9 protein-coding genes are annotated in these 14,355 nt (G+C 73.3%); 3 read left to right on the plus strand and 6 right to left on the minus strand.

Features of this window, described 5'->3' with window-relative positions; translation table 11 throughout:
* Positions 1-34: 34 nt before the first annotated feature.
* Positions 35-964 carry an endonuclease/exonuclease/phosphatase family protein gene (locus tag ACZ60J_RS00805; protein ID WP_469679076.1) on the minus strand — a complete coding sequence of 310 codons (930 nt, stop codon included), beginning with the start codon at positions 962-964 and terminating at the stop codon, positions 35-37.
* Positions 965-1,426: 462 nt separating this feature from the next.
* Here ACZ60J_RS00805 and ACZ60J_RS00810 point away from each other — a divergent pair, with 462 nt between their 5' ends.
* Together ACZ60J_RS00810 and ACZ60J_RS00815 are read left to right on the plus strand one after the other, a co-directional pair.
* Positions 1,427-3,910: an MFS transporter gene (locus ACZ60J_RS00810; protein ID WP_469677723.1), complete on the plus strand. Its 2,484-nt coding sequence runs from the start codon at positions 1,427-1,429 to the stop codon at positions 3,908-3,910.
* Positions 3,911-4,181: 271 nt separating this feature from the next.
* Entirely contained in the window at positions 4,182-6,146 is a 1,965-nt protein-coding gene (locus ACZ60J_RS00815) for an IPT/TIG domain-containing protein (protein WP_469677725.1), read from the plus strand.
* Between the two features lie 58 nt (positions 6,147-6,204).
* Here the strand turns inward: ACZ60J_RS00815 and ACZ60J_RS00820 are convergent, their stop codons facing one another.
* The gene (locus ACZ60J_RS00820) at positions 6,205-6,783 is read right to left on the minus strand and encodes a hypothetical protein (RefSeq protein WP_469677727.1); all 579 of its coding nucleotides are present in this window, start codon (positions 6,781-6,783) and stop codon (positions 6,205-6,207) included.
* Between the two features lie 354 nt (positions 6,784-7,137).
* On the opposite strand from ACZ60J_RS00820, the gene ACZ60J_RS00825 reads away from it, so the two are divergent.
* Positions 7,138-7,746, plus strand: coding sequence for a response regulator transcription factor (locus ACZ60J_RS00825; RefSeq protein WP_469677729.1), 609 nt, complete (start codon positions 7,138-7,140; stop codon positions 7,744-7,746).
* 66 nt (positions 7,747-7,812) lie between these two features.
* Here ACZ60J_RS00825 and ACZ60J_RS00830 read toward each other — a convergent pair whose 3' ends face one another.
* From ACZ60J_RS00830 to lanKC, 4 genes are all read right to left on the minus strand, one after another.
* The gene (locus tag ACZ60J_RS00830; protein WP_469677731.1) at positions 7,813-9,678 is read right to left on the minus strand and encodes an ATP-binding cassette domain-containing protein; all 1,866 of its coding nucleotides are present in this window, start codon (positions 9,676-9,678) and stop codon (positions 7,813-7,815) included.
* Positions 9,675-11,495: an ATP-binding cassette domain-containing protein gene (locus tag ACZ60J_RS00835; protein WP_469677733.1), complete on the minus strand. Its 1,821-nt coding sequence runs from the start codon at positions 11,493-11,495 to the stop codon at positions 9,675-9,677. Before ACZ60J_RS00835 ends, ACZ60J_RS00830 begins: the two co-directional genes overlap by 4 nt.
* Before the next feature lie 74 nt (positions 11,496-11,569).
* Positions 11,570-11,707 (minus strand): SapB/AmfS family lanthipeptide, encoded by a 138-nt coding sequence (locus ACZ60J_RS00840; RefSeq protein WP_112449185.1) that lies wholly within the window; start codon positions 11,705-11,707, stop codon positions 11,570-11,572.
* Positions 11,694-14,342, minus strand: a complete 2,649-nt coding sequence (gene lanKC / locus ACZ60J_RS00845) for a class III lanthionine synthetase LanKC (RefSeq protein ID WP_469677735.1) — start codon at positions 14,340-14,342, stop codon at positions 11,694-11,696. Before lanKC ends, ACZ60J_RS00840 begins: the two co-directional genes overlap by 14 nt.
* Positions 14,343-14,355 lie beyond the last annotated feature (13 nt).

Raw genomic sequence — 14,355 nt, forward strand, 5'->3', positions numbered from 1 at the left:
GCCCCCATCGTAGTCAGTGGGCTCGGGGTGTTGGTCACAGCCGGAAGGAGGCGGCGACGGGGAGGTGGTCGCTGCCGGTGGCGGGGAGGGTCCACGAGCCGGTTGCGCTCATCCCCTTCGCCAGGATCTGGTCGATGCGGACCACGGGGAACCGGGCGGGCCAGGTGAAGCCGAAGCCGGCCCCGGCCTCGTCCTGCGCGGAGCTCAGCCGGGAGGTCACGGGGCGCAGGGCCGAATCCTGCGTCGACCCGTTGAAGTCGCCCATGACGACGACCCGGGCCAGGGGTTCCGCGCGCACGGCCTCGGCCAGTTTCCGGGCCGCGTCGTTGCGGCGGGCGGTGGTGAACCCGGCGTCCGGGGTCACGCGTACCGAGGCGAGGTGGGCGGCGTACACCACGACGGGGCCGCCCGGGGTCGCCACGGTGGCCCGTACGGCGCGCGTCCAGGGCATGATCGGCACCGCTTCCACGTCGTGCAGCGGATGCTTGCTCCAGATCCTGACTCCGAGGGTGTCGGAGCGGTACGGATAGCCGGCGGCCAGCGCGCGCTCGTAGACGGGCGTGGCCTTCGAGGACATCTCCTCCAGCGCCAGCACGTCCGCGCCCGACGCGGCGAGCGCGCGCGCCGTCCCCGCCGGATCGGGATTCTCCTCGTCCACGTTGTGGCTGACCACGGTCAGCGTCTCGTTGGCCGCATGCTCGGACCGCTTGTCGGTGAGGGTTCCGCCGAAGAGGCAGGCCCAGACGACCGCGGGAGCGAGGACGGCCACGGCCGCGAGCCGGGACCGGCGTACCGCCGCCGCCACGAGGAGGACGGGGACGCTGAGCCCGGTCCAGGGGAGGAAGGTCTGGAACAGGCTGCCGAGGTTGCCCACTGCGTTCGGGACCCAGGCGTGCAGGGCCATGATCAGGGCAGCGCACACCGCGGCGACGGCGATCAGCAGGCCACGGCGGTGTGCCTGCAGGGTGCGCCGGCGCCAGACCGGGGGAGTCGGAAGCGGGCCGGGCGGCTCCTCTTCGGCGGTGGCCTCGGAACGGTACGGGGTGCTGAGCACGGCAACTGCCCTCCGGTATCGCGTACGCCGGTGGTCGGGTACGGGCACAGCCTCGGAGAGGCGCGCTTCCAGGGCGTCAGGAGAGCCTTTCGAGGGCCCCGCGGTTGCGTTTCAGCTGGGTATCGGTGTTGCGGGAGCAGACTGCCGACGTGCAGCACCGGGCCGCCACGCCCGGTCACGGGTCGGGCCGGGCCCTCACCGGTTCGGGTGGTTCTCCGTACCGGCCGATTCCTTACGGCACCCCCTCCCACCGGGCCGTACTCCCTTCGGACGGGCCCGGAGCGTCAATCCGCGGGTTTGCTCGCGTTGTGACCGAATGCGAGAAAAGGGCAGCGCAGGTGCGATTGCCTGGGGCAACGAAGGGAGCAGTACGTGGGCGGTATCACTCTGGTGACGGACGAGCAGGCTGCGCCGCGGCCGGCTCCCGTCCGTTTCGACAAGGAGGGCGGTCCCGGGTCGGCCGGCCTGGACACCACGGCGAGCGGACCGCCGCCCTCCGCCGAAGTGGGCCCCGTACGAGAAGACTTCAGCCCGCGCCGGGTCCGGCTGGTGTTCTTCGGGCTGATGCTGGCCCTGCTGCTCGCCGCTCTGGAACAGATGATCGTCGCCACGGCGCTGCCGAAGATCGTCGGGGAACTCCACGGGCTCGACAGGATGTCGTGGGCCATCACGGCCTACCTGCTCACCTCCACCATCGGCCTGCCGCTCTACGGAAAGCTCGGAGACCTCTTCGGCCGCAAGAGGGTCTTCCAGTTCGCCATCGTGGTCTTCATCATCGGCTCCGCGCTGGCCGGCTGGTCGCGCACCATGAACGAGCTCATCGCCTTCCGTGCGGTGCAGGGCATCGGCGCCGGCGGGCTCATGATCGGCGTGCAGGCGATCATCGCGGACATCGTGCCGCCCCGGCAGCGCGGCCGCTTCATGGGGCTGATCGGTGCGGCCTTCGGCCTCGCGTCCGTCGCCGGACCGCTGCTCGGCGGGTTCTTCACCGACCACGCGTCGTGGCGCTGGTGCTTCTACATCAACGTCCCGTTCGGGCTGATCACCCTGGCCGTCATCACCGTCGTACTGAAGCTCCCCAAGCCGGCGGTCCGGCCGCGGCTCGACGTCATCGGCGCGGTCCTGCTTGCCGCGGCCTCGACCTGCCTCGTACTGCTGACCAGTTGGGGCGGCACCGAGTACGCGTGGGACTCGCGGATGATCCTGGGACTCGCCATCGGCGCTGCGGGAACGTCCCTCCTCTTCGTGGTCGCCGAGCACCACGCGGCCGAACCGATCATTCCGCTGCGCCTCTTCCGCGACCCCGTCTTCGCGGTGACCGGCCTGGTCGGCGCCGTCGTCGGCATCGCGCTGTTCGGCGCCGCCAGCTATCTGCCGACCTACTTCCAGATGGTCGAGGGCGCCACCGCCACCGAGTCCGGGCTCCTGATGCTGCCGATGATGGGCGGGGTCGTCGTCGCCTCCATCGGCTCCGGCCAGCTGATCAGCAGGACCGGCCGCTACAAGATCTATCCGGTCCTCGGCGGGGTGCTGTCCACCCTCGGCATGTGGCTGCTGTCCTGGCTGGACACCGGGACGACCCGGCTCGCCTACAGCCTGTGGATGGCCGTTCTCGGCGTCGGCATCGGGCTGGTGCTGCCGGTGCTGGTCCTCGCCGTACAGAACTCGGTGCGCCCCGCCGACCTCGGCACCGCCACCAGCGCCAACAACTACTTCCGGCAGATGGGCGGCAGCATCGGGGCGGCCGTCTTCGGCACGGTCTTCGCCGGCCGACTGACCGACGCCCTGGCCGACCGCCTGCCGGACGGCGGCACCGGGCTCCCGGACCCGTCCGCCATCACCCCGCAGCTCGTGCACTCCCTGCCTCCGGCCGTCAGGGACGCGTACGTCGCGGCCTATGCCGAGGCGATGCCGCGGATCTTCCTCTACCTCGTGCCGGTGCTCGTCGTCGGCCTGCTCATCGCCTGTTTCCTCAAGGAGAAACCGCTGGTGTCCCACAACGCCCCCGCAGCCGATTCGCCGCTCCCCGAAGCCCTTCCGCAGCCGCTCCCCGGTGAGGTGCCCGCCGCGCGGACCGCGGTCGACGCCTCCCGTCCGGGCGGGCTGCCGATCGGCGGAACCGTCCAGCACCCCGACGGCAGTACGGTGCCCAGCGCCGCCCTGACCCTGATCGACGTCGGCGGCCGGCAAGTCGGCCGGGTGGCCAGCGGGACCGACGGACGCTTCGCGCTGAGCGTGCAGGGCCCCGGGTCGTACGTACTGATCGCGGCGGCCGGCGGCCATCAGCCGCAGGCCGTCAGCGTGACGGTGGGCGAGCGGCCCGTAGAGCTCGACGTGGTGCTCGGCGGCACCGGGCGGCTGGCCGGCGCGGTCCTCACGGCCGACGGCACCCCGGTCCACGACGCGGCCGTCACCCTCACCGACGTCCGGGGCGAGGTGGTCTCCTCCACCCGGACCGGCCCGCAGGGCACGTACGCCCTCTCGGATCTGGTGGCGGGCGAGTACACCCTCGCCGCGAGCGCCCCGGCGTTCCGGCCGGCGGCACTGCCGGTGAGCGTGCAGGCCTCCCGTGAGACCCGCCAGGACGTGGAACTCGCGGGAGGAGCCGTCCTCCGCGGCACGGTGCGCGCCGGTGCGGGAAGGCCGGTCGAGGATGCCCGGGTCACCCTGCTCGATGCGGCCGGCAGCGTGGTGGACACCCTGACCACCGGTCCGGACGGGACCTTCCGGTTCGTCGACCTGCCGTCGGGCGAGTACACGGTCATCACGGCCGGCTATCCCCCGGTGGCGACCGTACTGCAGGTCGCGGGCGGCGGGCGGACCGAGCGGGACGTACGGCTCGGACACAAGGACTGACGAGCGGTCAGGGGGGCAGATCGAGCCCCCTTGTACGTCGCGATCTCTCAGAACAGGGATCCATGTGGACATCTTCTGATTCAGTTCGACAAGTGGGCGCGATATGTACGGAACTTCGAAACCATCGAGGGGTTCGTCGTGCCCGATCCTGCGGGTGCGCGAGCAGCTCGCCGTCGCCACCCGCACCGGGCGGTGACGGCGACCGCACCGCTGCGGTTCCCGGGGCCCGCCGGTTCCCGCCGTCGTGGTGCGGCCCTCGGAAGGAGAGACAGTGGCCTCTTCCCGAATGCGCGGCGCCTGGCCCTTACGCCGGATACGGCGCTCCGGGCCCCGCTCCCTGATCGCCGCGGCGTGCTCCGCCGCCCTGCTCCTGACCGGCCTGACCGCCGTGACCGCGACGCCCGCCCAGGCGAGCGCCGGAGGCCGGATGGCCTATGTCACCAACCTGCGCGGCAATTCGGTCTCCGCCATCGACACCGCGACCGGCACCGTCGCCGCGACCATCCCCGTCGGCAGGTTCCCCGAAGGGGTGGCCGAGTCCCCCGACGCTTCCCGCGTGTACGTCGCGAACAACGGGGACAACACCGTCTCGGTCATCGACACCGCCACCAACACGGTCACCGCGACCATCGCCGTCGGCCGGATACCGGGTCCGCTGGCGGTCTCCCCCGACGGCTCCCGGGTCTACGTCGGCAACAACCTCGGCGCGGGCGCGGGCGTCGGCGGCATTTCCGTGATCGACGCCGTCAGCAACACGGTCACCGCGACCTTCACCACCGGCAACCAGCCCTTCGGCATCGCGTTCACGCCCGGCGGGGACAAGGCCTACGTGGCCAACTTCGTCGGCAGTTCGGTCTCGGTCGTCGACACCGCCACCAGCACGGTCACCGCGAACATCGCCACCCCCTCGGCCAGGACACCCACATCGGTGGCCGTGACCCCCGACGGGGCCCACGCCTACGTCGCCAACTTCAACAGCAACAACGTCTCGGTCATCGACACCGCCTCCGACACCATCACCGCCTTCATCAGTGGTTTCAGCGGGCCGGAGGGCCTGACGATCACACCCGACGGGTCCCGCGCCTACGTGGCCAACGCCAACGCCAACACGGTCTCCGTGATCGACATCGCCACCAACACCGTCACGGGGACCGTCCCGGTCGGCTCGGCACCGGTCAGCGTCGTCGCCGACCCGGTCGGCAGCAACGCCTACGTGGCCAACGCCGCCTCCCACACGGTCTCGGTCATCGACACCAGCGCCAACACGGTCACCGGCACCATCGCGGTGGGCAACACCCCGTTCGGCATCGCCCTGACTCCCGCGCAGGTGGCCGTGACCGGGCTCAGCCTCACCCAGGGCCCCGCCTCCGGCGGAGGAACCGTCACGATCACGGGCACCGGTCTGGCCGGCGCCGGCGCCGTACGCTTCGGCACCATCCCGGCCACCGGCGTCACGGTCATCAACGACCGGACCATCACCGCGACCGTACCGGCCCACGCGGCCGGCACCGTGGACGTCACGGTCACCACCCCGGCCGGCACCAGTCCGACCTCCACGGCCGACCGGTACACCTACTTCGCCCAGCCGGCCGTGACCTCGGTCAGCCCCGCCGGCGGACCCACCGCCGGGGGCACACCGGTCACCGTCCACGGCACGGGCCTGAGCGGCGCCACCGCCCTCACCTTCGGGGCCGGCAACCCCGCCACCACCGTGTCCTGCCCCACCGACACCAGCTGCACCACGACCTCCCCGGCCCATGCGGCGGGCACGGTGGACATCCAGGTCACCACTCCCGGCGGGACCAGCCCGACCAGCAGCGCGGACCGGTTCACTTACGCCGACCCCACCGCCGACATCGCCGTCACCGTCACCGGCCAGCCCCACCTGGGCATCCTGACGCCCTACCTCACCTACACCCTGACCGCCCACAACAACGGCCCCGACCCGGTCACCTCGGCCACCGTCACCGCGACCCTGCCTCCCGGAGCCACCGCCACCCACCTGCCCTCCGGCTGCACCACCGCGACGGGTCACGTCACGTGCGTCTACGGCAGCATCGCCAACGGCGCCGGGACGGCGAAGTCCTTCCGCATCCCGCTGGGCGTCCTGTCCCTCGGCCCCGTCCCGGTCACCGCCGTGCGCACCGCCTCCGCGCCCGCCGACACCACCCCGGCCAACGACACCGGCACCACCACCTGCACCGTCGTGTCCGTGCTCCTGGCCACCTGCCCGTAGCTCCTCCCCCGCCAAGTGGTCCGGCCCGCTCGCACGGCCGGACCACCTGCGGGGGCTGTCAGGCTGCGGAGGTCCGTCGCGGCGGGCTGGTCTCGAGAAGGGCCCATACCCGGCGGCCTTCGGGGCTGGAGTCGGTTCCGCAGCTGGATGTCGAAGGGATGGCGGCGAGTTGGGCCAGCAGGCCTTCTTCCGGCTCGGCCGCGGTGTGGCTGAGGACCACGACCAGGAGCAGGTCGTTCTGGTCGGCGAGGTGGATGCTGATCCGCCTGCCCCGGTCCGCGAGGGTCGCACCGACGAGCAGGTGCACGGTCCCTTCGATCGCGCTGTCCCCGGGGCAGGTGTAGCCCCAGCTCCGTACCGCCTCCAGCACGAGGCGGGTCGCCTTGGCCGCCGCCCAGCGGTCCCCGTGCAGAGCCCAGTTGTGGACGCGCCGGTTCTGCATGGCCATCCGGGGGCGCCGTGCCACGACCCTCTGTGCGCCGGACGACGGCAGAGGCAGGCCGCCGGGCAGGAGGCTCGCCGGTTTCGTGGCCGGCTTGGGCCGGGGGGCCTCGACGGGCTTCTTCTGCGGCGGTGGTGTCCTCGGCGGGTAGGACGGCGGCACCTTCGGGCCCTGGCTCCTGGGCGGCTCGTCCATGGTGACCTCCGACCTGCATCGTTCAACGGGGGATCCCGCGCCAACTGTCCATGGTGGCAGCTCGATCCCTCTTGTCGGTACCGGTTCACCTCATTGGCGGCATCCCGTGCACGTACGGCGGCCGTGCGTCCGATCACCGGCGCAGGCAGCCCGGTTCGCCGGCATCCGGCTCACCCGGGACCTCCCATCGGGCATCGCCCGCGGCGCGACCGGGGCGGCTTCGAACCGCGCACGCTCCGTCGTGTCTCGGCCAACTTGCCCGTTTGCTCCCGAGCGCCCCCCGCAGTGACGTTCCATCGATGCCGTGCGGGGCAGCCGCATGGTGCTTGGTTCGTCCGCTGGAGGGAGCACACGATGACAAAGGTCCTCGTCCTGCACAACGTGACCTTGGTCGGGTCCGCACTGGCCGCCCTGCTGAGATCGGAGGGGTCCTTCGAAGTCACCTCCGCGGGCTGGCGGAGTGCCACGCGCCGCGCCGAGTCCTTAAGGCCGGACGTGATGGTAGTCGACCTCGACTGTCCGGGTACGACGGCCGTCCTGACCGACGGGCCGCGCGCGGACCGCCAGGTCCTCGCCTCCCCCTCGGCCGTACTCGTCCTCGCGTCGGCCGGTGCTCCCGGTGCGCTGCAGCGCGCCTTCCGGGCCGAGGCCCGCGGCTACGTCGACAAGGACGGCTCGCCCGGACGGCTCGTGCGGGCGGTGCGCAAACTCGCCGCGGGGGAAAGGTTCATAGACGCCTCACTGGCCTCCGCCTTCATGGAGGCCGATCCCGTGCCGCTGAGCCCGCGGGAGCTCAGCGTGCTGACCCGGGCGGCACAGGGCGATTCCATCGCCGAGATAGCCCGCACCCTGCACCTCGCGAGCGGGACGGTGCGCAACTACATCTCCGCGGCGACCCGCAAGACCGGCGCGCGCAACCTCATCGACGCGATCCGGATATCCCAGAGGGCGGGCTGGGTATGAGCGGCGGACCGGCCCGGAGTTCCCGGGTGACGGTCCGGGCCGGATCCGGCCGCGCGGCGGGCCGCGTCACACCTCCGTAGCGCGGTCCCAACTGCCCACCAGATCGCGGTACATCGCCGAGACCGCGGGGAGTTCCTCGTGCGTGCCGCACACGGCTCGGGTCCCGTCGAGGACGAGGACCCGGTCGGCCCGGGCCGCGGACGAGACGCGGTGGGCCACGACGACGAGGGTGCCGGAGCGGTCGGCGAGGGCCCGCTCGGCGCGCTCCTCCGTACGGGGGTCGAGGTGGCACGTGGCCTCGTCCAGCAGCAGCAGCGGAGCCGGTGAGAGGTAGGCGGCTGCCAGCGCGAGGTGCTGGCACTCTCCCTGGGACAGCAGTCGGGGGGACACCTCGCCGTCCAGGCCGCCCAGCCGTTCGACGAGGTCTTCCAGTCCCAGGGCGCCGATGGCACCGCGGAGCAGCTCGTCCCCGGGTGGCGTACCGTCCGGGCTCACGGACAGGTGGGACAGGTTCTCCCGGACGGTTCCGGTGAACACGTAGGCCTGCTGCGGCAGCAGGGTCCGCCGCGGGTCCGGAATCCGGGCGGCACGTTCCCGGCGGGCAGCCTCACCGTCGACGAGGACCGTGCCCGCGTCGGGTGCCAGCATCCCGGCGAGCAGTGCGGTGAGCGTGGACTTGCCGATGCCGCTCGGCCCGACCACGGCCAGGTGCTCCCCCGGCCGCACGACCAGGTCGAGGGAGTCGAGGACGGGCAGTGCTCCCGGGCCGTAGGCGAAGGTGACGCCCCGGAGCTCGGCCGCCGGGGTGGTGCGCGGGTGCGGCAGGTCGGGCCGCGCGGGCTTCACCTGCCGTACGGGCCTCGTCGCCGGGTCGGTGGCGGCGTCCGCATCCGCCGCCGGGGGCGGGATCGGCGGTGGCGGCTCGGTGAAGCGGTCGAGGACCACCAGCAGCCGGGTACCGGCGGAACCCAGTGCCGTCATGAGGGAGTCGAGGGCGGGCAGCAGCGCCTGCATCAGGTACGCGAGACCGCCGGCCAGGGTGCCCGCGGTGACCCCGCGGCGGAGCAGCCAGGGCGTCGCCACGAGCAGGGCGACGACGGGGAGCCGGCCGGCCGCGCCCAGGGCCAGGGTGCGCAGGGCTCCCCAGTGTGCGAGCCTGCCCGCCAGCCGCTCCTGGACGGCGATCAACGGCTCGACCCGGGCCCCGGCTGCCGTCTGCCCGCCGCAGGCCACGATGTCGCGCAGCCCGTCCCCCAGCGTGGCCACCCGGTCCGACAGGGTCTCGTCGGTGTCCAGGGAGCGGCGCTGTACGGATGCCATGGGGCGGAGCGTGGCCAGGAAGGCGACCGCGCCCAGCAGCAGGGGCGGCAGCACGATCATCAGCAGTACCGGGTCCAGCGCCGCCATGCCCGCGACGGCGCCCACGGCGGTGAACACGAACGAGCGTGTGGTGAGGACCAGTCCGGCGAAGGAGTCCCTGGCCATCTCCGTCTGCTGCGTGAGCCGGGACACCGCGCCCGCTCCGGGGGCGCGCGCCGGGTCGGTGAGCGCGCGGTCCAGGGCGTGGCGCACCGCGCGCCGGACCAGGCCGTCCCGCAGTGGTTCCACGAGGTCGGCGAGTCCGGTGAACACCCCGCGCAGCGCGACACCGCCGAGCAGGGCTCCCGCTCCGGCCGCGCCGAGCCATGCGAGACCGGTGCCGGTGTCGCCGGCGAGGAAGCCGTCGTCGAGGGCGCGGGCCACGCCGTAGCCGCCGAGGAACGTGTGCGCCGACTCCAGGAGCGACCATGCGGCCAGCCTGCCCACTGCCCCCTTCCGTCCGCGCAGGAACCGTCGGCCCTCGGGGGCCAGCCGTCGCCAGGTCTCGGACTCGGTCGCCTGCCCGGTCCCGCCCTTCGGCTCGCTCCCGCCCTTCGGCTCGCCCCCGGTCACGGGGCGACCTCTTGGGTGCCGGCCGGTGCCCGGTCGGCGTCCGCTTCGGTGGCGAACACCGCCCGGTAGTCGGGTTCGCGCCGCCACAGCTCGCCGTGCGTGCCGCTCGCCCGGACCCGTCCGTCGTCCAGCCACACGACGAGGTCGGCGTGGATCGCGGACGAGAGCCGGTGGGCGATCACGATCCTGGTTCCGGGCCGGACCTCGTGGGCGAGTGCCCGCTCGACCTCGCGGGCCGTGACGGTGTCGAGGCTGGACGTGGCGTCGTCGAGGACGAGGAGGCGCCCCGCACCGCGGAACGCCCGCGCCAGTCCGAGGCGTTGGAACTCGCCCCCGGACATCGGGGCATCGGAAAGGGGCGTGTCGTAGCCGTGGGGCAGGCGCCGTACGAAGGTGTCGGCGCGGGCGGCCCGGGCCGCGGCACGGACCTCCGGCGGACCGGCGCCCCGATCCGCGCCGAAGCCGATCGCGTCGCCGATCGTGTCCCCGAGCAGCACGGGCCGGTCGAAGGCGTACCCGACCTCCCGGCGCAGCTCTTCGGCCGTCAGCTCGGGCAGGGGCACGCCGTCCAGCAGGACCCGGCCCGCGTCGGGGTCGGTGAGCCGGCCGGCCACGGCGGCGAACAGCGTCTTGCCCGCTCCGGAGCGGCCGACCACGGCCACCGTGCTGCCGCCGGGGACGACCAGGTCGATGTCGCGCAGGACCGCGGTTCCGCCGCGCAGGACCTGGACTCCGCACAGGTGCAGGGTGCCGGGGCCGTCCTGCGGAAGTTCGGCCCGGCCGTACTCGAAGGGCGGCAGGGTCAGGAGGGCGGCGGTCCGGCGGGCCGCGGCGCGTCCCCGGACGAGGGCGGCCAGGACGCCGGTCACCGCGCCGATTCCGGCCGCGAGGCCCGCGTACCGCATGGCGGCGAGGAGTTCGCCGACGCCGATGGCTCCGGCCGACAGCCGGATGCCGCCGACCGCGAGGACCGCGTACAGGAGCATCGGCATCAAGGTCGCGGACCGGGCCGTCGTGCCTCCGTAGACCTGCCACATGCGCCTGCCCTCGGCGCCGAGTTCGGGCAGCTGCGCCAGGATGCGGGCGCGCTCGCGGTCCGCGGTGCCGGCGGCGGCGATGGTGCGCGCTCCGGTCAGTGCTTCGACGAGGCGGCCGGCGGTCGCGAGCTGCACCTGCTGGTAGCGGGCGACACTGCCCAGGGTGGAGCGGGTGAAGGTCCGCAGGAGGAGCAGGAGCAGGGGCACGCCCGCGAGGAAGGCCAGGGCGGTCCACAGGTCGATCAGGAAGAGCGCGGTGAGGGCGCCGAGCGGGGGCAGCAGCGCGACGACGGCGTGGGCGGCGGCGGCCGGGACCTTGCCCGCCTCGGCCGTGTGCGCGGTCAGTCGGGCGGCGGTCTCACCGGGTGTGTGGCGGGCCGCGTGGTGCGGGGCCGTCCCCAGGAGTCGGGCCAGCCCGAGCCTGCGCAGCCGGGCGGTGGAACGGCCGTCGACGGCTCCGCCCAGCCGGACGGCGGCGGCATCGAGCAACACCTCCGCCATGATGAGGGCGGCGCACCACAGCGCCCAGCGGGAACCGGCGGGGTCCTGGCGCAGCAGCAGGTCGAGAGCATGTCCGAGGACGGCGGGCTCGGCCACGGCCGCCGCGGCGGCGGCGAGCGCGCAGCCGAGGACGGCGGCGGTGCGCCCGCCGCTGTGGCGGGCCGCGGCCACGAGCGCCCTGTCGGCGACGCGGGCCTCAGCCTGTGTCTGCGTCCGGGCGTCCGTCTCGGGCCGCAACCGCGCCTGCGCCGTGTCGGCCGCCTCGTCGGGGGGGCTCATCGGCGCGTTCCTCCAGTGATGTGGTGCGGGCCCGGGCCCGGGTGCCGAAGCACCCGGGCCCGAGGCGACCTGGGTCAGTTACAGGTCGTGATGCTGAGGCTGCTGTCGCCGCAGAGCAGCAGGCTGGCGCGGCTGCCGCCCCCGCCACCGCCGTGCAGCTCGGTGGTCTCTTCCTTCGGGGTCTCCATCGACTGCAGGTCAAGAAGCGTCATGTCGGTTCCTCTTCTTCTGTCGAGTGGTGCGATGGGTCACGGTCCCGGACGGGACCGGCTCTGGGGCCGCCGCGCGCGTGCGCGGGGGCGGGAGGAACGGCAGGTGCGCGCGCCCGCCGGGCGCGGCGCTGCCGAGGGCGAGGAGAGCGCCGGCCGTGCCCGTGACGAGGTCCATGGACAGGCGCATCATCTGCTCGCCGGGGAAGGCCAGGTGCCCCTGGTACGGCACCGCGTGCCGGGCCAGTGCGTCGATCTGGCGGGCGATCGCGTCCGGCCCGCTGCCCGGGCCGGGTGTGGTGGTCCGGGCCAGGTGCAGGATCATCCCGGCGGCGCCGCGCATCAGCCCGGGCTGGGCGTAGAAGGTCGCCTGCGCCGCCCGTACGATCTCGCGCCGGGACTGTTCGAACCGCTCGTCGGAGCCGTGCTCCAGCCAGTCGTCGAGCACCATCCCGATGCCGACACTGCCTTCGCCGAGGTACGGCATCGTGCGCCGACCCTCGTCCACCTGGAGGGTGCCGAAGGCGCTGGTGACGCAGCGGTCCAGGTCTCGGTGGAGCGCCTGGGCGGCCTGGGCCAGGAGTTCTTTGTCGCCCGTGCGTTCGTACAGCCGGACGAAGAGCAGGGCCGCCCCGGAGTTGCCGTACAGGAGTCCGGCGCGGGCGGGCCGGTGCTCCGGCCGGGCCAGCAGGTCGGCGCAGCGCAGGGCGGCGGTGTGCAGTTCGCGTTCGCCGCTCGCCGCACCGAGGGCGTCCAGGGCCAGACCGATGCCGGCGAGCCCGCCGTGCAGGTCGGGGCCCGCGCTCTGCCAGGGCTGGTGCAGCAGTCGCTCGGCGAGGGAGAGGGCCCGATCGTGGTGTCCGAGCCGGTTCAGGGTCCAGGCGGTGCCGGCCAGGCCGTCGTAGAAGCCGAGCGGGGTGCCGGACTCCGGGTCGGCGGTGCGGTCGAGGAGCCATTGCTCGGCCTCGGGCCAGGGTCCGGCGCCGGTCTCGGAGAGGGCGTACAGCACTCCGGCGATGCCGTAGCCGAAGCCGACTCCTCCCCCGGCGGCCGCGAACTGCGCGATGTCTCCCGGGACCAGGCGGTCCTCGCGGTCCGGGGTGGCGCTCGCACGCACCGCAGCGGTCATGGAGGTACGGGCGGCCGGCCATTGCCCGGGCTCGACGGGCAGGTAGTGCCCGTCGGGCGGGGTGGCCCGTCCGCTCGGCGCGCCCTCGGGGACGCTCCCGGCGAGGATCTCCTCGACGGCTTCGTCGAGGAACCGGCGCGGTACGGGGAACTGTTCGGCGGCGACGGCCGCCAGGTGCACCGCCTTGGCCCGGTCCAGGACGAGCAGGCTGGTCAGCGGCAGGAACAGGGCGAGCCGCAGGCACGCGAGGGCGTACCGGTCGACGGAGAACCCGCGCCGGTCGGCCGGGGCGACGAAGGCCGGGTTGGCGACGGTCTGCCGCAGGCCCTCGTCGACGTGCGCGGCGGCTTCGAAGTCCAGGAGTGCCACGGAGGGTTCGCCGGTCTCGTCCTCCGACACCATGATGTTGAAGAGGTGGAGGTCGTTGAAGACCACGCCGCGGGCGTGTACCGCTTCGATGGCCCGCGTGACCTTCCGGTGGATGGTCAGGGCCCACTCGGTGTAGGCGGCGAGTTCCGCGGGGTCGGGATCCGCCTCGATCAGGGGGTGTCGGCGGGCGAAGTAGGTGTTGAGCGGCTTGCCCTCGAGGTGTTCCATGACCAGGAAGTGGTGGTCGCCGACCGTGAAGGTGCCGTGCACGGTGGGGACGCAGTCCAGGTCCGACAGCCTTTCCAGCGCGGCCTGTTCGCGGTGCAGCCGGGTCACGGCGTCGGCTCCGTCGGCGGCGAGCCCGGCGTACGGCCGGGCCTCCTTGAGCACGACCGGCGCACCGGTGCGGGTGTCCTTGCCGGCGTAGACGCCGCCGCCGTTGGAGAAGTGCAGGGCCCGCTCCACCGTGTAGGGGACGCCGGCCAGGGTGAGCGCGGAGCGCGCCTCCAGGTGGGGGCGCAGGAACTCAGGCAGTTCGAGCCATGCGGGCGGCTGGAAGGACGGGCCGCGCGGGTCCGGTACGAGACTTCCGTCCGGGGCCTCGATCGCCGGGACCAGTGCGCCGTGTTCGTCGTAGCAGTGCCGCAGGGTGAAGCTGCCGTAGCGCAGGTGGACCGGCCCGGCGCCCCAGCGCAGGTCGCTGAGGATGTACGGGCCCGCCGCTCCCTCCAGCGCGGTGTCGAGGTCCTGCGCGATCCGGTGGCACTGCGTCTCGTCGGCCGGGTACACCGTGATGAACTTTCCGCTGCCGGCGCGGTCGGCGTACTTGGCGTTGCGCAGGTGCAGCAGGTAGCGGCCCGGTATGAACTTGAAGGCGATGTCCCGGGCGGTGCAGTAGTCGTACACCTTCGCCAGCAGGGACTCGGCGTTGTCGAGGGTGGCCGACACGTGGATCTTCCAGCCCTGTGCGGGCAGTTCGGTGTCGGCCGGCCGCAGGGCCAGCCAGTCTCCGCTCCGGTGCGAGCGCCACCCCGCCGGTACGGGAGCGAGGGCCTGCGGATAGCTCTCGCCGGCGCGCCGGTACGGGGCGTCGTAGAACCAGCGGTCGGCGTCGCAGAAGGCTGCGTACCCCTTGTTCACTCCTGCTCCCTCG

This window comes from Streptomyces sp. NPDC104226, assembly GCF_055584085.1.